Raw genomic sequence first — 16,999 nt, forward strand, 5'->3', positions numbered from 1 at the left:
ATGTGGAGAATATCGCAATGACGAACCAGCAGCCGCCTTCGGGGTGGAACCCACCTCAGAACACTGCAGGAGCACCGCACAACGGCGCTCCCGCTCCGTCCGCTCAGTACGGGACTCCACACCGGCCGCAGGGCTATCCGGCGCCAAACGGCTTTTCGGCTCCACAGCCGCAGCGGCCGCCATCCGAGAGCATCACCGTCGGGCCATTCACGCTGCGTGAGCTGATCATCTTCATTGCCGCGTTTCTTCTGCTTGTCTGCACGTTCCTCCCCATTCTGTCCGGTGATATCGGAAGCACGACGAACCTGTGGAGTCTGATGTGGCCGCTCGTGGTCCCCGGGGCACTGCTTCCGATTGCCGCCGCCGTGCTGGTGCTCATTCGGCGTCTTGCTCCCGGGGTGAGGCTGCGCGTCGGTTCTCTCTCCGTCGATCAGTTCGCCTCCGTCGTCGCCATCATCGCCGCGGCGACATATCTCGGCGTCATGATCGTCGTGCTGTCGATCGGCGCATCGCTCGGAGAGGTGGGCTTTTTCTCTGTCTCGCTGAGCTTCGGGCCGCTGCTCGGAATTCTCTTCTCGCTCATTCTCGTGGTCGTGACGACATTGGCAACGTTGATTCCCCCGTTCGCCGCCGACTTCCGCGGGCGTGTGACGGTGGAAGCGCACATCACCGCACGGCCCGCCAAACCGATCGTGCGTGCGCCTCGCCCCGTTCCTGCTCCCGTTCCTGGGTACGGTCCGCCCGCACCGCATGGTGCTCCGAATGGATATGGGCAGCCCCTGCAACCGCAGCCGCCTGCCGCGCAGCCTGCTCCTCAGCCTGCGCAACAACACGACGCATCGTTTGCTCCCGCGCCGTACGGTGCAACGCAGGGCGCGAGCCCGTATGCTCGTCAGGCAGAGCCCGAGGCCGCACCGGCGCACACCGCGCCTCAGCCGGAGCCAGCGACCGAGCAGAGCTCGACTCATCAGCCGACACCGATGGTCAGCGAACCTGTCGAGCCGCAGATTGACGAGGCGTCGCCGGTCGCGGATGCCGCCGACACAACGCCGGAGCCGGAGCCGGCTGCTGAGCCGAAGACTGAGCCGGGCACGGAGCCGATCAGCGCCGCTGCCCATATCAACGGATCTGACGGCCAGAGCACAACTCCGTTCTGGGTCTGGTCGCCGCACCCGCGTCCTGTCGTCGACGAGACAACGGGCGCTCCCGTGTTTGACATCGGCCCCGACGCCTGGGCTCTTGCCGTCGAGGATCGAGGCGAGGCGCTCGTCGTTCGTCACGACGACGGACGCGTCGGCATCTTGAACGATGTCGACGGGCTGACGCGAGGCTGACCAGCGCGCCCCGCTAAGATGAACGAGTTATGGTTCACGTCATAGATCTGCGTTCTCAAGACCTCAGTCGAGCTGAGCTCGTCGGCGTGCTGCCGCGTCCGAGCATCGATGTCGCCGTTGCCAGCGAGGCGGCCCAGGCGCTGATCGATGACGTCAGGTCGTCGGGCACGGCGGCCCTCCTCGATCAGGCGGAGCGGTTCGATGGCGTGCGGCCCGACTCGGTGCGCGTGGACATCCATGCCATCGACAGGGCCGTGCACGATCTTGACCCCTCTGTGCGCGACGCTCTCACGCAGGCCATTGAGAGGGTGCAACGCGCGACAACGGCACAGGTGCCGCAACCGCGCCACACAGAGATCGGACACGGCGCATCTATCGTTCAGCGCTGGCAGCCGGTCGACCGCGTTGGTCTGTACGTTCCCGGAGGCAAGGCGGTCTACCCGTCGAGCGTCATTATGAACGCCGTGCCGGCGCAGGTGGCGGGTGTGCGGTCAATCGCCCTTGCATCACCAGCTCAGCGCGAGTTCGATGGGGGAGTGCACCCCACGATTCTCGCCGCCGCCGGGCTGCTGGGAATCACCGAGGTTTACGCTATGGGCGGCGCAGGCGCCGTCGGTGCGTTTGCGTACGGTGTGCCGGATCTTGACCTTGTTCCTGTTGATGTGGTGACGGGGCCAGGAAACATCTACGTTGCTGCCGCGAAACGACTCGTTCGCGGTCAGGTCGGCATCGACGCTGAAGCAGGGACAACAGAGATCCTCGTCATCGCAGACGGCACAGCGAACGCGCGCTTCGTCGCAGCCGATCTGCTCAGCCAGGCGGAGCACGACGAGGCAGCGGCATCCATTCTTGTCACTGATTCACCGCGTCTCGCTCGTGAGGTGGCTGAACAGCTCGACGTGCTTTTGCCGCAGACGGCGAACGCCGAGCGGGCTCGCACCGCTCTCGAGGGCCCCCAATCGGCCATCGTTCTGGTCTCCGATATCGTGATAGCGGCTGAACTGAGCAACGCCTATGGCCCGGAGCACCTTGAAGTTCACACGCACGACCCTCACGGCACGCTCGAGCACATCACATCGGCGGGGGCGATCTTCATCGGTCCGTATACCCCGGTGAGCCTCGGCGACTACATGGCGGGCTCCAACCACGTGCTGCCAACCGGAGGGCAGTCGAGATTCTCATCGGGTCTCGGCGCGTATTCGTTCCTTCGTCCGCAGCAGATCATCGAATACGATAGGGCGGCGCTGGAGACCGTTGCGCGGCCGATTGTCGACCTCGCAAACTCCGAGCACCTGCCCGCGCACGGCGAAGCTGTCATCGAGCGCTTCGCGGAGTGAGCTGATCCCGCTAGGGAGTTGGGAAGACTATGCACTGTCCGTTCTGCCGCCACCCCGATTCGCGCGTCATCGACTCGCGCACGAGTGACGACGGCCTGTCCATTCGGCGCCGCCGCCAGTGCCCCGAATGCGGACGTCGCTTCAGCACAACGGAGACCTCGAGTCTCAACGTGATCAAGCGCAGCGGCGTCGTCGAGTCGTTCAGCAGAGACAAGGTCGTTGCCGGCGTTCGCAAAGCCTGCCAGGGCAGGCCCGTCACCGATTCCGATCTCGCCGTGCTCGCACAGCGCGTCGAGGAGGCGATCCGTCAGACCGGAACGTCCCAGATTGAAGCGAACGACATCGGGTTGGCAATTCTGACGCCGCTGCGCGAACTTGATGAGGTTGCCTACCTCCGGTTTGCGAGCGTGTACCAGGCGTTCGACTCGCTCGATGACTTCGAAGAATCGATTTCCGCACTGAGGCGTGAGCACGAAGCATCCGAGACGCCCGAGTCAGACGGCGAAAATCTGTGACGACCAGCCAGATAGCGCGACCCCCATTTCGAGAGGATGCCTGAGTGTATCGATTTCTGTTCCGAGCGTTTCTGTCGAAACTCGACCCGGAAGATGCACATCATCTGGCGTTCGTGGTGATCCGGCTGCTGCCGAAGATCGGCCTCGGAGCACTTGCGGCTCGTATCACAAAGCCAGCGCCTGCTCTGCAGGTGACAACGCTCGGGCACACATTTGCCTCTCCGTTCGGCGTTGCCGCAGGTTTCGACAAGAACGCCGAGGCCATTGCGGGCCTCGGACAGCTGGGCTTCGGGCACGTCGAGGTGGGAACGGTCACTGCACGGCCGCAGCCGGGCAACCCCCGTCCGAGGATGTTTCGCCTCATCGTCGATCGAGCGATCATCAACCGCATGGGGTTCAACAACGCGGGGGCAGCGGATGCCGCGCCACGGCTTGCGCGGGCGCACCGGCGCCGTGCACGCCCGATCATCGGCGTGAACATCGGCAAAAGCCGCGTTGTCGACGTCGCCGATGCCACCGAAGACTACGTCGCCAGCTGCCGCATGGTGGCTCGCCTCGCGGACTATCTTGTCGTGAATGTGTCATCGCCGAACACACCGGGACTGCGCGGACTGCAGGATGTCGATGTTCTTGAGCCGCTTCTCGAGCGTCTCAACACGGAGTCGGGCGACACGCCTCTCCTCGTCAAGATCGCGCCGGACCTCACCGACGATGACGTGACCAAGATCTGCGAGCTTGTCGTTCGCATCGGACTCGCTGGAATCGTCGCTACGAACACGACATTGTCGCGCGAGGGACTCTCGACTGATTCATCGATCGTCGAGGCTGCCGGTGTCGGTGGGCTCTCGGGCGCGCCGCTTGCGAAGCGCTCGATCGAGGTGCTTCACCTCATCAGGGCCGTTGTGCCCGCAGACATGTGCGTCATCTCCGTTGGCGGCGTCGAGAACGGACGCGATGTCGCTGAGCGGTGCGCGGCCGGTGCCACCCTTGTTCAGGGCTACAGCGGGTTCATCTATGAGGGCCCATTGTGGGCACACCGCATCAACCGTGAGCTGGCGGCGCTCCCTCAGCAGGGCTGAGCGAGGTCAGCTGGGCTGTCCTCCGCGCGCCACCTGAGGCTTCGGAAGGCGAAGCCTGCGCATCTGAATCATTCGCATGGCTGCATACCACCGAACCCCGCGTTCGACGCGTGTCTCACCGAACTTCTCGCGGAGATTCTTGCGAATGCGGATGCCGGCGAGAACGCACTCGACCACCATGATGAAGAAGAAGACCCAGAGGGCGAACATTCCGTAGACCTGAATCTGCGGGATCGGAACGAACGTGGCGACGATCACGAGAAACATGAACGGAAGCATGAATTCGCTCAGACTTGTGCGCGAGTCGATCCAGTCGCGAATGAAGCGCTTCTGCGGACCACGGTCTCGCTCGGGCAGGTAGCGTTCCTCACCATTCGCCATGCCCACACGAGCGCGCTCACGCTGAACGGCCATTTGCTCTCTGCCGCGCTTGCGCGCCTCCTTGCGGTCGTTCGGCACGAGTGGTCGCTTGTTCGCCGCAACCTGGTTGCTGCGCTTGGGAGTCGGGGCGCCCTTTTTGCCATCGCCAGAGACAGCATCCTCGCTCTGAACGGTATCTGGTGATTCGTCTGAAGTATTCTTGCTCACGTAGTCCTCGGTCGTTGTCGTGCTCTTAAGATTACCTGCATGACTGATTCCAAGGAGCATGTCCCAGCCAATGGTGACAATTTGAGCAGGCTCGTCGTCGACGGGCTGCCCGAAACCATCGCCGATCTGAGCGCGCTCGTGCGCATTCCATCGGTGTCGTGGTCTGCTTTCGACCCGATTCACGTGCAGCGAAGCGCCGAAGCCGTTGCTGAGCTTGCGCGCTCGACGACGGTGTTCGACAGCGTGGAGATCGCCCGGGCGCCGCTTTCTGGTTCTCGCGAGCTCGGCCAGCCCGCCGTGCTGGCACGGCGCGAGGCGAGAAACGGACGACCGACGGTTCTGCTCTACGCACACCACGATGTTCAGCCGCCCGGGCGCGACGAGGATTGGGATACTGCGCCATTTGAGCCGGTCGTCGCGGGTGATCGTCTCTACGGTCGAGGAGCCGCAGATGACAAAGCCGGAGTGATGGCTCATATAGCGGCTCTGCGATCGTTTGTCGCACACACGGGGGACGACTTCGACCTGGGTATCGCTCTCTTCATCGAAGGGGAGGAGGAATTCGGATCGCGGTCCTTCGCCTCTTTCCTCGACCAGTACCGAGACACTCTTGCTGCCGATGCCATCGTCGTCGCCGACTCCGACAATTGGGACATTGACACTCCGGCTCTGACGGTGAGTCTCAGAGGCAATGTGACGTTTCGTCTGGGGGTTCGAACCCTTGATCACGCGTCACACTCGGGGATGTTCGGTGGGGCCGTGCCCGACGCGATGATGGCGAGCATCCGGCTTCTCAATACGCTGTGGAACGAAGACGGCTCCGTCGCCATCGCCGGTTTGACGCAACACGATGCCCAGACCCCTGAGTTTGATGATGATCAGCTCCGCGCGGACGCTGCACTTCGTCCGTCAGCTACTCCCATCGGCGACGGGAGCATCCTCGGTCGGCTGTGGAACAAGCCAGCGATCACCGTGACGGGAATGGACGTGCCCGATGTGGGGAGCGCATCGAACACTCTGCTTCCGCAGGTGTACTCCCGAGTGAGCGCACGCATTGCCCCCGGCCAGAATGCTGAGGATGCGCTTGCGGCATTGCAGACTCACCTCACCGAGAACGTGCCGTTCGGTGCGGAGATCACAATCGACGAGGTCGACACGGGCAGCCCGTTCCTCGTTGACACGGGTGGGCCGATCGTGGCTGCAGCTCTCGAATCGATGCGCGAGGGGTGGGGGAGAGAACCGGTGAGCACAGGAATCGGTGGGTCCATTCCGTTCGTCGCTGACCTGGTCACGGCATTTCCCGATGCAGAGATCCTCATTACGGGAGTCGAGGATCCCGATACTCGGGCCCACAGCCCAAATGAGTCCTTGCACCTCGGAGTATTCCGGCGCGCGATCATCACGGAGGCGATTCTGCTGGCGAAGCTGAACGAATCTCTCGCGTGAGACTCGACATATTCACGTACAAGGCGAGTAGCATGGCTGAAGATCCCCTTCCTGGGGCACTGACATCGCGAGGAGAGTCATGAGCGACACACTGACCACTCAGAACCCGACGAAGGCGCACGGAGTCGAACTCACCGACACGGCCTCATCGAAGGTGAAGAGTCTTCTTGAGCAAGAGGGGCGCGACGACCTTCGCCTGCGGGTAGCGGTTCAGCCTGGCGGATGCTCGGGACTCATCTATCAGCTCTATTTCGATGAGCGTCAGCTTGACGGTGATGAAACCGTTGACTTCGGCGGCGTCGGGGTGATCGTCGACAAGATGAGTGTGCCGTATCTTGATGGCGCCGTCATCGACTTCGAAGACACCATTCAGAAGCAGGGCTTCACGATCGATAACCCGAACGCTGAGGGCAGCTGCGCGTGCGGAGACAGCTTCAGCTGATCTGAACAATTATTCCTCGGGGCGGGGCAGACGGAATTGACGTCTGCCCCGCCCCTTGTGCAATCGCGAAGCCGAAGTTGACCTTTTTGCGCGCCGCGCGCCAGCGTTGGTGACGCGGGTCGATGAATATCGGGCTAGACTGGGCTGTGAATTACCAGTGTCTTCGAAAGGTCCCAGGTGCGCTCGAATAGACGACTCCGCTGGGCTGCCCTGCCGATTGGCATCGCTCTTACAGTGATGTTGGCAGGTTGCACGCAAGCAGAGCTTCACGGTTATCTCCCCGGTTTCATTGAGGGAGAGAAGGCTGTGACCAACCACGCCGAGACGGTAGCGACGCTATGGACGTCCTCATGGATCGTCCTTCTGCTCGTCGGACTGCTGACCTGGGGTCTCATCATCTGGGCGATCGTCGTCTACCGGCGACGCAAGGGCCAGACCGGACTCCCGCCACAGCTTCGCTACAACATGCCGATCGAGATCTTCTACACGGTCGTACCGCTCATTCTCGTGATGGGAATGTTCGCATTCACGGCGCGTGATCAGACAGCCATCGAGACGCAGTACACCGATGACGAGGCCGACGTCGTGGTCGAGGTCTACGCAAAGCAGTGGGCGTGGGACTTCGTCTATGACGACGCGGTCGACGGCAATCAGGTCTGGAGCGCTGGAGTTCAGGCCGACGAGGGCGAGAACGGAACAATCGACCAGGAGAAGCTGCCGACGCTGTATCTTCCTGTTGACTCAAAGGTGAAGATCGCGCTCAACTCGCGCGACGTGGTTCACTCGTTCTGGGTCATCGACTTCCTCTATAAGAAAGACATGTACCCGGGCAAGACGAACTACATGTCGGTCGAGACGCAGCGCGAGGGTACCTATGCAGGTAAATGCGCTGAGCTCTGTGGTGAGTACCATTCGATGATGCTGTTCAACGTGAAGATTGTCTCTCAGGCTGAATACGACGCACACCTCGCCGATCTCGCTGCACAGGGTCACATCGGGGACTACGGTTCGGAGTACGACCGAAACCAGAACATGCCCGACGACGAGAAATCATCGGTGGACAAGAGGGAAGAGGGGGAGTAGAGCGTTGACGACTGTAACGGACTTGCCCGAGGGGCAGCAAAAGGTGGTCAACCAGTCGACGGTTGAGCGCAAGGGCAATATTCTTGTCAAGTGGATCACCTCGACGGACCACAAGACCATCGGGTACATGTACCTGATCGCGTCCTTCCTGTTCTTCTGCATCGGCGGCGTGATGGCACTGATCATCCGTGCCCAGTTGTTCGAGCCGGGGCTCGAACTCGTGCCGACCAAGGAACAGTACAACCAGCTGTTCACCATGCACGGCACGATCATGCTTCTCATGTTTGCGACGCCACTCTTCTCTGGCTTCGCGAACGCGTTGATGCCGCTCCAAATCGGGGCGCCAGACGTGGCTTTCCCTCGCCTCAACGCTTTTGCGTTCTGGCTTTATCTTTTCGGCAGCCTCATCGCTGTTGCCGGTTTCTTGACCCCCCAGGGGGCCGCCTCGTTCGGCTGGTTCGCTTATACGCCATTGTCGAGTACGACATTCTCGCCCGGCGCCGGGGGTAACCTCTGGGCACTTGGGCTGGCTATGTCCGGATTCGGGACGATTCTCGGTGCGGTGAACTTTGTCACGACCATCGTGACAATGCGTGCGCCGGGCATGACCATGTTCCGTATGTCGATCTTCACGTGGAACACGCTCATCACGTCGCTCCTGATCCTGATGGCGTTCCCTGTTCTCGCCGCGGCTCTATTCGGCCTCGCGGCGGACCGAGTCTTCGATGCGCAGGTTTTCAACCCGGCAAACGGTGGGGTGATTCTCTGGCAGCACCTCTTCTGGTTCTTCGGCCATCCTGAGGTGTACATCATTGCGTTGCCGTTCTTCGGCATCGTTTCAGAGGTGTTCCCCGTATTCAGTCGAAAGCCGATCTTCGGGTACAAGACGCTGGTCTACGCGACGATTTCGATCGCAGCTCTTTCGGTCACCGTGTGGGCTCACCACATGTACGTCACCGGCTCTGTGCTCCTGCCCTTCTTCTCGTTGATGACGATGCTGATCGCGGTTCCGACGGGTGTGAAGATCTTCAACTGGATCGGCACGATGTGGCGAGGATCCATAACGTTCGAGACGCCGATGCTTTGGGCGATCGGCTTCTTGATCACCTTCACGTTCGGCGGCCTCACAGGAGTGATCCTCGCATCGCCGCCGCTTGACTTCCACGTTTCGGACACCTACTTCGTTGTCGCGCACTTCCACTACGTGGTCTTTGGAACCGTTGTGTTCGCCATGTTCTCCGGCTTCTACTTCTGGTGGCCCAAGTGGACGGGCAAGCTTCTGAACGAGCGACTCGGGTACTGGCACTTCTGGCTGCTGTTCATCGGCTTCCACACAACATTCCTCGTGCAGCACTGGCTCGGAGTCATGGGCATGCCGCGACGGTACGCAACGTATTCGCCTGAAGACGGCTTCACGTGGATGAACCAGCTGTCGACGTTCGGTGCGATGATCCTCGCCGTGTCGATGATTCCGTTCTTCCTCAACGTGTACATCACAGCACGTCGTGCGCCGAAGGTTACGGTTGACGACCCGTGGGGCTACGGGGCGTCGCTCGAATGGGCGACGAGCTGCCCGCCGCCTCGACACAATTTCACGTCGATTCCGAGAATCCGGTCTGAGCGTCCCGCCTTCGACCTCAACCACCCCGAGACCGTGATGCCGATGCCTCAGGCCGCAGTCAGCTCATCTGCTGCACCCTCTGACGCACAGCGAGAGGAGAACTGACCGATGGTCGCAAACATCAGGCTCTTTTGGGTCATCTGTGTCTTCTTCTTTGTCGTTGCCGCGATGTACGCGGTATGGGGAGTTCTTGACCCGCTTCAGTCGGGTATCGAGTGGGCTGGAACGATTGCTCTTGCTCTCGCCGGAGTTCTCGGAGGCTTGATCGCGTTTTATCTTGGCCTTATCCACCGCAATCAGGGTGGTGTTCTTCCGGAAGACCGGGTCGACGCCAACATCGACGACGGTGACCCCGAGCTCGGACACTTCAGTCCGTGGAGCTGGTGGCCGATCTTTCTCGCCGGTGCCGCGGGTCTCCTGCTTCTCGGACTCGCTGTCGGGTTCTGGATCTCGTACATCGCTGTACCGCTCGTCGTGATCGCCCTTGTGGGCTGGGTCTTCGAGTACTACAGAGGCTATTTCGCGCGCTGAGGTGCCCACGCAGACGTCTGAGGCGGCGGTTCTTCGGAACCGCCGCCTCAGCGCTTTGCTGCTCAGACGCTGCGTTCGCACGTCGGTGACACTGTCTCCGTGACTTTCTCACGGGCCTGCGCCTTCGAGAAGCGACAGCGGATGCTTGGGGAGTGTTGTGCATCGCCCTTGAGACCGCCGGCGACCGCCGTGTCTGTAAACCGGCAAATCCAATGCGTCGACGAAGCGACATCTGCCTCGACCACCTGCACCTCGAGGGCTTCCTTCGTGGAGTCTGTCGATGCACGATGTCGAAAAGCATGCGGCCTGCCTTCGGATCGCCGCTGAACACCGCATTCTGCCTGCCCGGCGCAGCCCGCATCTCTGCCTTGGAGCGTGATCGTGCTCGCGGAAGTCAGACTCGGTCTGAGCCTCGTGCGCCGTGGAGCGGCCGTCTGCCGTTATGCGCAGAGGGCCGCGTCACGACGAATCGTGACGCGGCCCTCTGAATGCGCTTATTCAGTGGTTGTCGTGTGACTGATCGATTTCTTTCTGCGATACCGGTGCAATGCGGTCTTCGAAGAACCACCGGGACAGGGCAGCGCGGAAGCGCTGACCGGTTGTGATCTTTCCGCGTGAGTTCGGGCGGATCATGAGCGGCTTGAAGCTGTCGTGGCTCACGAGCTTCCACAGTTCGTACTCGTCCACGGGCTGGTGAACCTCGACATACTCGCCCCCGGGAAGTCGCACGATTCGTCCGGACTCATAGCCGTGAAGCGCGATCTCGCGATCCTTCTTCTGAAGAGCCAAACAGATGCGCTTCGTGACGAAATAGGCGACGATCGGGCCGAGGATCAGCATTGCCTGGAGGGCGTGGATGACACCCTCCATGGTGAGTTGGAAATGCGTCGCAATGAGGTCGGAGCTCGCCGCTGCCCAGAGAGCCGCATAGAACGTGACACCGGCCGCGCCGATTGCGGTGCGCGTCGGAGCGTTGCGCGGGCGATCGAGCAGGTGGTGCTCGCGCTTGTCACCTGTGATCCACGCCTCGATGAACGGGTACAGGAGTACAAGCACGATGAACACGCCGATGACCAGCAACGGGAGGATGATGTTGAACGACCAGGTGTGGCTCAGCCAGACAAACTCCAAGTGAGGAGGCACGAGACGCAACGCACCGTCGGCAAAGCCGATGTACCAGTCTGGCTGGGTACCCGCCGACACCGGTGAGGGATCATAAGGACCGTAGTTCCACACCGGGTTGATCGTGAAGAATGACGCGATGAGCGCGATCACCCCGAAGATGATGAAGAAAAAACCACCAGCCTTGGCGGCGTATACGGGAAGAACAGGGAAGCCGACGACGTTGCGCTGCGTCTTGCCCGGCCCAGGGTACTGCGTGTGCTTGTGCACCACAACGAACATCAGGTGAAGCGCGATGAATAAGACGACGATTGCCGGAAGCAGCAGAATATGCAGGGTATAGAGCCTGCCGACGATCTGGTCACCAGGGAATTCCCCGCCGAACAGCAGGTATGACGTCCAGGTTCCGATGAGGGGGATTCCCTTCACCATTCCGTCGATGATTCGCAGTCCGTTGCCCGAGAGAAGATCGTCAGGCAGCGAGTACCCGGTGAAGCCCTCGGCCATCGCGAGGATGAACAGCACGAAGCCGATCACCCAGTTGAGTTCACGAGGCTTGCGGAAGGCCCCGGTGAAGTAGATGCGGAGCATGTGCAGGCCGATGGCTGCGACAAAGAGCAGAGCCGCCCAGTGGTGGATCTGCCGCATGAGCAGCCCGCCGCGAATGTCGAACGAGATGTCAAGCGTCGATGCCATGGCCGCTGACATCTCGACGCCCTTGAGCGGAACGTACGAGCCGTCATAGTGAACCTCGGCCATTGACGCCTGGAAGAAGAACGTCAGGAACGAGCCAGAGAGCAAGATAACGACGAAGCTGTAGAGCGCGACCTCTCCGAGCATAAACGACCAATGGTCGGGAAAGACCTTTCGGGCAAATTCCTTGACGGCGGTCGAGATGCTCGTGCGCTCGTCAATGTAATTTGACGCCGCAGCAGTAAAGCCGCCAGAGGACTTCTTTGCCTCGGGGGATGACGTTGGTGCTGTGGTGGTACTCAATGACGCTCCCAGAAGCTCGGTCCGACAGGCTCGGTGAAGTCGCTCTGTGCGACGAGGTAACCCTCGCCGTCAACGGCGATCGGAAGCTGCGGAAGGGGACGTGCTGCCGGCCCAAAGATGACCGCACAGTGATTCGTGACGTCGAACTGCGACTGGTGGCACGGGCAGAGCAGGTGGTGCGTGCGCTGCTCATAGAGTGCAACAGGGCACCCGACGTGTGTGCACACCTTGGAGTAAGCAACGATGCCGTCGTACGACCAGGTCTTGCGCTCCTCGGTCTCGTGAAGCTGATCGGGCTGCAAACGCATGAGGAGAACGATTGCCTTTGCCTTCTCCTCAAGCATTCCGTCGGAATGCGAGATGTCTGCGAGCCCGTCGGGAATGACGTGGAACGCGGAGCCGAAGGTAACATCGGCCGCCTTGATCGGGGCGCCATCGGGGTCGCGCGTGAGGCGCGTGCCCTTCTCCCACATCGTCTGTTTGAGCAGCGCGACCGGCTCGGTTCCCTTGCCTTCGGGTGCCAACCCGCGAAACAGCGCAATGGCCGGGAGGGGGAAGACAATGAGCGCGCCGAAGAGCGTGTTGCGGATCATGGAGCGGCGGCCGAAACCGGACTCCTTGTTCGCAACGTCGAAGATCTCAATCGCTTCCTGCCGTGTGTCCTCACTGCCTCGCACAGGGTGCCGAATGTCAATAGCCTCTTCGTCGGCCATGAGTGCCTTGCCCCAGTGCACGGCACCGATTCCCAGCGCAAGAAGTGCGAGGCTGATGCCGAGCCCGATGAACAGGTTGTTGAGTCGCACAGATCCCATGTCCCCTGGAGTGATGGGGAATGCCATGTAGGCGGCGACGGCCCAGACGCTACCGACGATTGAGAGGTAGAAGAGCGTGTATACGGTGCGTGCCGCACGCCTTTCCTTCTTCGGATCGAGATCGGTAACGCGCTTGCGGTGAGGGGGGTGACCGGGGTTCTTCACCGCGTCCGGTGCCACGACGGCGGTGCCGACGGACGCGCCAGGCACTGCAATGTGGGCTGACGAGTCGTCAGCGGCGAGTTCTTTGCCGCTGTTGTCGTCCTGTGCCATTCTGCTCCTTCTTACAGGGTTTCGTTTGTGTGATTGCCAGCGTCAGTTCGACTTCGCTGTCATCCACACAGTGATCGCGACGATGCTTCCGAGCCCGAAGATCCAGATGAACAGACCCTCGGAAACCGGGCCGATTGATCCGAGGCCGAATCCGCCGACAGAAGGGGTGTTCTCCATGTACTTCAGTGCGGTGATGATGTCGCGCTTGTCTTCGGGGGAGAGGTTGGCATCGTTGAACACCGGCATGTTCTGCGGTCCGGTGACCATTGCTTCATAAATGTGCGCTTCGGAGACACCGGTCAGCGGGGGCGCAAACTTACCTTCGGTGAGCGCGCCGCCGGCACCAGCGACGTTGTGGCACATTGCGCAGTTGATGCGGAACAGCTCCGCGCCGTTCGCGGCGTCGCCTTGCGCATCAAGGTACTTTTCCTCGGGAATGGCTGGGCCAGGTGCGAACGAGGCGACGTATGCGGCAAGGGCTGCCGTGTCGCTCTCGGTGAACTGCTTGGGCTTGACGCGGGCCTGCGGGCCCTGCATCTGCAGCGGCATCCGGCCTGTGCCGACCTGGAAGTCGACAGATGCTGCGCCGACGCCGAGAAGCGACGGGCCATTCTCTGTGCCCTCGAGGTTCATGCCGTGGCAGGTGGCGCAGTTGGCGGCGAACAGCTTCTCGCCGGTCTGCAGCTGCTCCTGTGACGATGGAGCTGCGCTTGCCTCATCTGCTGAAGCGGTCGCGGAGCTGAACGCAACATAGGCTCCGCCGGAGAAGAGAAGGCCGATCGCAATGAGGGCAACGTTTGCGAGAGGATGACGGCGTCCCTTTTTTGACGTCTTCGCTGTGGCCATACCTGAACGTGACATACGCGCTGACTGCTCCGAAATCTATTTGAGAACGTAAATGACGAGGAAGAGGCCGATCCAGACGACATCGACGAAGTGCCAGTAGTACGACACGACGATGGCGGTTGTTGCCTCTTTGTGAGCAAAAGTCTTGACGGCGTACGCGCGTCCGATGACGAAGAGGAACGCGATCAGGCCGCCGGTCACGTGAAGACCGTGGAATCCGGTGGTGATGAAGAATGCGGAACCGTATGCACTTGACGAGAAGGTGATGCCCTCGCTCACGAGCGTCGCGTACTCCCAGACCTGACCGGCGACGAAGATCGAGCCGAGAGCGTATGTCAGGAAGAACCACTCGACCATGCCCCATTGAGACGGCTTCCATCCGGTCGCACGGGGCTGCATGCGCTCCGCAGCGAAAACGCCGAACTGGCAGGTGAATGACGACGATACAAGGATCAGCGTGTTCACCGTCGCGTACGGGACATTGTGAATCTCCGTCGACGACTCCCAGAGAAGCGGGGAAGTGGAGCGCAGCGTGAAGTAGATGGCGAAGAGACCGGCGAAAAACATCACTTCGCTGCCGAGCCACACGATGGTTCCGACCATCACGGCGTTCGGCCTCTTCAACGCAGCTGCGCTGGGGGCATAGTTCATTGAGGTGCTCGTCACGATTCCATTATGGCCGATATTCGGCGAGATTTTTTGCACGACGAGCCGAGGACGGGTTGGATCAGGCTTGTGAGCCGCTTAAAGTCGGCAGTTAATCGCCTCCGAGTTCTGATCAGCCAGCGTCATCGATAGGATCAGCGTCATGTCTGAACGATTCTCGTGGCCGCAAATCCTCACCCAGCTTCTTGCAAATGAGAACCTCAGCGTCTCTGAGGCGACGTGGGCGATGCAGCAGATCATGACGGGCGATGCGACCGAAGCGCAGATTGCCGCGTTCACTGTCGCCTTGCAGGCAAAGGGAGAGACCGTTGACGAGATCGTCGGTTTCCGCGACGCGATTCTCGCTGAGGCCGTCGAGCTTCCGGCAGATTCGATGGCACTCGACATCGTCGGCACAGGCGGGGATCGCTACGGAACATTCAACATCTCGTCGACGGCGTCAATCGTCATCGCCGCGGCGGGAGTCCCCGTGATCAAGCACGGGAATAAAGCGGCGAGCAGCAAGTCCGGCTCGAGCGACGTGCTTGCCGCGCTGGGAATCGACCTGACGCTGAAACCCGCTGACGTTGTGGGCGTACTTGAAGAGGCGGGCATCACATTCGCCTATGCCGCCGCATTTCATCCCGGATTCCGGTACGCGGGAAAGGTGCGCTCCGAGCTGGGAATTCCGACGGTGTTCAACTACCTCGGGCCGCTCTGCAACCCGGCCCGGCCGGAAGCCTCAGCTGTTGGCGTCGCTCAGCTCGACCGGGTGCCCCTGATCGTCGGGGTGTTTCAGACACGTGGTGCGACGGCGCTGGTATTCCGCGGCGACGACGGTCTCGATGAACTCACGACGACCGGGCACTCGCACATCTGGGAGGTGTCGCGCGGTCTCGTCACAGAACACGACCTCGACCCGCGTGATCTGGGCATCACACTCGCCTCGATCGACGATCTGCTCGGAGGGGATGCTGAGTTCAATGCCAATGTGCTTCGACGAGTGCTCGCGGGGGAGAAGGGCCCGGTTCGAGACATCGTGCTCTTGAACGCCGCGGCAGGAATGGTCTCTTACCGCCTCGAAGTGGATCCAGCGCAGTCCGAGCGACGCATGGTCGATCGGTTCGCCGAGCAGCTGCAAATTGTCACCGATGCGGTGGATTCCGGAGCCGCGTCAGCCAAACTCGATGCGTGGGTCGCAGCATCCGCCCGTCGGGCCTCGTGAAACCTACCCGAAGTCGCGGCAACAGCGTAGGTTGAATGGAGAGGGCTGCCCCGGCCCCGCACAGCCAGCGCTGAAGGAGAGTTCCAATGAAGAAGCTCATCAATGACCCGAAAGATGTCGTTGCTCAGTCGGTCGAAGGTTTCGCCGACGCACATTCAGATATCGTGCGTGCCGAGTTCGATCCGACGTTCGTCGTTCGCGCAGATGCCCCTGTCGCGGGAAAGGTCGGAATTGTCAGCGGCGGTGGTAGCGGTCATGAACCGCTGCACGCCGGCTTTGTCGGTTTCGGCATGCTGGATGCCGCGGTTCCCGGCCCTGTCTTCACATCGCCGACCCCCGACCCGATTCTCGCGGCAACGAAGGCCGTGGATGCTGGAGCGGGCGTGCTACACATCGTGAAGAACTACACGGGAGACGTTCTCAACTTTGAAACCGCCGCCGAGCTGGCAGAAGCCGAAGGCATAGAGACGGAATCCGTTGTCATCGACGATGATGTGGCCGTGCAAGATTCGCTCTACACGGCAGGTCGGCGCGGGGTCGCCGGCACGGTGCTCGTTGAGAAGATTGCCGGAGCGGCAGCGCAGCGCGGTGATTCGCTTGCTCACGTGGCGGAGATCGCCCGCCGTGTCAACGCGAACGTGCGCACAATGGGGGTTGCCCTCACGCCGTGCGTCGTTCCGCACGCGGGCGAGCCGAGCTTCGAGCTCGAAGACGACGAAATCGAGATCGGGATTGGCATCCACGGTGAGCCTGGGCGAGAGAAGATCGCCCTCGAACAGGCAGATCGCATCGTCGATCGGCTGCTCGAGCCGATTCTCGCCGATCTGCAGATCGAGAAAGGGGACGATGCGCTTCTGCTGGTGAACGGCATGGGTGGTACACCGCTGATCGAACTGTATATCGTCTACAGGCACGCCGCACAGGTTCTTGCGGACAGAGGCATCGCCGTGTCGCGTAAGCACGTGGGAAACGTGACAACGTCGTTGGAGATGCAAGGAGCATCGATATCGGTTCTCAGGCTTGACAGCGAGTTTGTCGAGCTGTGGGACGCCCCCGTGCAGACAGCAGGGCTTCGCTGGGGACGTTGAGAAAGCGAGAATATCG

General features: G+C 61.3%; 16 protein-coding genes. 11 read left to right on the top strand and 5 right to left on the bottom strand.

Going from position 1 to position 16,999, the window contains the following annotated elements:
• Window positions 1-17: 17 nt before the first annotated feature.
• From HCR84_RS07710 to HCR84_RS07725, 4 genes are read left to right on the top strand one after another with little or no spacing between them, the layout of a single operon-like run.
• Window positions 18-1,334, top strand: coding sequence for a hypothetical protein (locus HCR84_RS07710; protein ID WP_166983506.1), 1,317 nt, complete (start codon window positions 18-20; stop codon window positions 1,332-1,334).
• A gap of 29 nt (window positions 1,335-1,363) precedes the next feature.
• Window positions 1,364-2,671 carry a histidinol dehydrogenase gene (hisD, locus tag HCR84_RS07715; protein WP_166983507.1) on the top strand — a complete coding sequence of 436 codons (1,308 nt, stop codon included), beginning with the start codon at window positions 1,364-1,366 and terminating at the stop codon, window positions 2,669-2,671.
• Window positions 2,672-2,700: 29 nt separating this feature from the next.
• Window positions 2,701-3,186 (top strand): transcriptional regulator NrdR, encoded by a 486-nt coding sequence (nrdR, locus tag HCR84_RS07720; protein WP_166983508.1) that lies wholly within the window; start codon window positions 2,701-2,703, stop codon window positions 3,184-3,186.
• Window positions 3,187-3,230: 44 nt separating this feature from the next.
• The gene (locus tag HCR84_RS07725) at window positions 3,231-4,265 is read left to right on the top strand and encodes a quinone-dependent dihydroorotate dehydrogenase (RefSeq protein ID WP_166983509.1); all 1,035 of its coding nucleotides are present in this window, start codon (window positions 3,231-3,233) and stop codon (window positions 4,263-4,265) included.
• Window positions 4,266-4,271: 6 nt separating this feature from the next.
• Here HCR84_RS07725 and HCR84_RS07730 read toward each other — a convergent pair whose 3' ends face one another.
• Window positions 4,272-4,853 carry a DUF3043 domain-containing protein gene (locus HCR84_RS07730; protein WP_166983510.1) on the bottom strand — a complete coding sequence of 194 codons (582 nt, stop codon included), beginning with the start codon at window positions 4,851-4,853 and terminating at the stop codon, window positions 4,272-4,274.
• A gap of 39 nt (window positions 4,854-4,892) precedes the next feature.
• On the opposite strand from HCR84_RS07730, the gene HCR84_RS07735 reads away from it, so the two are divergent.
• From HCR84_RS07735 to HCR84_RS07755, 5 genes are all read left to right on the top strand, one after another.
• Window positions 4,893-6,299, top strand: a complete 1,407-nt coding sequence (locus HCR84_RS07735; RefSeq protein ID WP_166983511.1) for a dipeptidase — start codon at window positions 4,893-4,895, stop codon at window positions 6,297-6,299.
• A 79-nt stretch (window positions 6,300-6,378) separates the two neighbouring features.
• Entirely contained in the window at window positions 6,379-6,741 is a 363-nt protein-coding gene (gene erpA / locus HCR84_RS07740) for an iron-sulfur cluster insertion protein ErpA (RefSeq protein WP_166983512.1), read from the top strand.
• Window positions 6,742-6,918: 177 nt separating this feature from the next.
• Window positions 6,919-7,824: an aa3-type cytochrome oxidase subunit II gene (gene ctaC / locus HCR84_RS07745; protein WP_166983513.1), complete on the top strand. Its 906-nt coding sequence runs from the start codon at window positions 6,919-6,921 to the stop codon at window positions 7,822-7,824.
• 4 nt (window positions 7,825-7,828) lie between these two features.
• On the top strand, window positions 7,829-9,550 hold the full coding sequence (gene ctaD, locus HCR84_RS07750) for an aa3-type cytochrome oxidase subunit I (RefSeq protein WP_166983514.1): 1,722 nt from the start codon (window positions 7,829-7,831) through the stop codon (window positions 9,548-9,550).
• Window positions 9,551-9,553: 3 nt separating this feature from the next.
• Window positions 9,554-9,976: a cytochrome c oxidase subunit 4 gene (locus HCR84_RS07755; RefSeq protein WP_166983515.1), complete on the top strand. Its 423-nt coding sequence runs from the start codon at window positions 9,554-9,556 to the stop codon at window positions 9,974-9,976.
• 498 nt (window positions 9,977-10,474) lie between these two features.
• Here the strand turns inward: HCR84_RS07755 and qcrB are convergent, their stop codons facing one another.
• Genes qcrB through ctaE form a run of 4 tightly spaced genes read right to left on the bottom strand, consistent with a single transcriptional unit; the run spans window position 10,475 to window position 14,676 of the window.
• Window positions 10,475-12,094, bottom strand: a complete 1,620-nt coding sequence (qcrB, locus tag HCR84_RS07760; RefSeq protein WP_166983516.1) for a cytochrome bc1 complex cytochrome b subunit — start codon at window positions 12,092-12,094, stop codon at window positions 10,475-10,477.
• Window positions 12,091-13,179, bottom strand: a complete 1,089-nt coding sequence (gene qcrA, locus HCR84_RS07765; protein ID WP_166983517.1) for a cytochrome bc1 complex Rieske iron-sulfur subunit — start codon at window positions 13,177-13,179, stop codon at window positions 12,091-12,093. Before qcrA ends, qcrB begins: the two co-directional genes overlap by 4 nt.
• 42 nt (window positions 13,180-13,221) lie before the next feature.
• A complete protein-coding gene (gene qcrC, locus HCR84_RS07770; RefSeq protein WP_166983518.1) occupies window positions 13,222-14,025 on the bottom strand; it encodes a cytochrome bc1 complex diheme cytochrome c subunit in 804 nt (267 codons plus the stop codon).
• 36 nt (window positions 14,026-14,061) lie between these two features.
• Entirely contained in the window at window positions 14,062-14,676 is a 615-nt protein-coding gene (ctaE, locus tag HCR84_RS07775) for an aa3-type cytochrome oxidase subunit III (protein ID WP_166983863.1), read from the bottom strand.
• A 157-nt stretch (window positions 14,677-14,833) separates the two neighbouring features.
• On the opposite strand from ctaE, the gene trpD reads away from it, so the two are divergent.
• On the top strand, window positions 14,834-15,895 hold the full coding sequence (gene trpD / locus HCR84_RS07780) for an anthranilate phosphoribosyltransferase (RefSeq protein ID WP_166983519.1): 1,062 nt from the start codon (window positions 14,834-14,836) through the stop codon (window positions 15,893-15,895).
• A gap of 86 nt (window positions 15,896-15,981) precedes the next feature.
• Window positions 15,982-16,983, top strand: a complete 1,002-nt coding sequence (dhaK, locus tag HCR84_RS07785) for a dihydroxyacetone kinase subunit DhaK (RefSeq protein ID WP_166983520.1) — start codon at window positions 15,982-15,984, stop codon at window positions 16,981-16,983.
• Window positions 16,984-16,999: the final 16 nt, after the last annotated feature.

It is taken from the genome of Paramicrobacterium fandaimingii (genome assembly GCF_011751745.2).
Classification (GTDB): domain Bacteria; phylum Actinomycetota; class Actinomycetes; order Actinomycetales; family Microbacteriaceae; genus Paramicrobacterium; species Paramicrobacterium fandaimingii.

Coding starts and splice junctions, on each gene's coding strand:
- HCR84_RS07710 (WP_166983506.1), top strand. CDS start 18: ATGACGAACCAGCAGCCGCCTTCGGGGTGGAACCCACCTCAGAACACT.
- hisD (WP_166983507.1), top strand. CDS start 1,364: ATGGTTCACGTCATAGATCTGCGTTCTCAAGACCTCAGTCGAGCTGAG.
- nrdR (WP_166983508.1), top strand. CDS start 2,701: ATGCACTGTCCGTTCTGCCGCCACCCCGATTCGCGCGTCATCGACTCG.
- HCR84_RS07735 (WP_166983511.1), top strand. CDS start 4,893: ATGACTGATTCCAAGGAGCATGTCCCAGCCAATGGTGACAATTTGAGC.
- erpA (WP_166983512.1), top strand. CDS start 6,379: ATGAGCGACACACTGACCACTCAGAACCCGACGAAGGCGCACGGAGTC.
- HCR84_RS07755 (WP_166983515.1), top strand. CDS start 9,554: ATGGTCGCAAACATCAGGCTCTTTTGGGTCATCTGTGTCTTCTTCTTT.
- qcrA (WP_166983517.1), bottom strand. CDS start 13,179: ATGGCACAGGACGACAACAGCGGCAAAGAACTCGCCGCTGACGACTCG.
- qcrC (WP_166983518.1), bottom strand. CDS start 14,025: ATGGCCACAGCGAAGACGTCAAAAAAGGGACGCCGTCATCCTCTCGCA.
- ctaE (WP_166983863.1), bottom strand. CDS start 14,676: ATGAACTATGCCCCCAGCGCAGCTGCGTTGAAGAGGCCGAACGCCGTG.
- trpD (WP_166983519.1), top strand. CDS start 14,834: ATGTCTGAACGATTCTCGTGGCCGCAAATCCTCACCCAGCTTCTTGCA.
- dhaK (WP_166983520.1), top strand. CDS start 15,982: ATGAAGAAGCTCATCAATGACCCGAAAGATGTCGTTGCTCAGTCGGTC.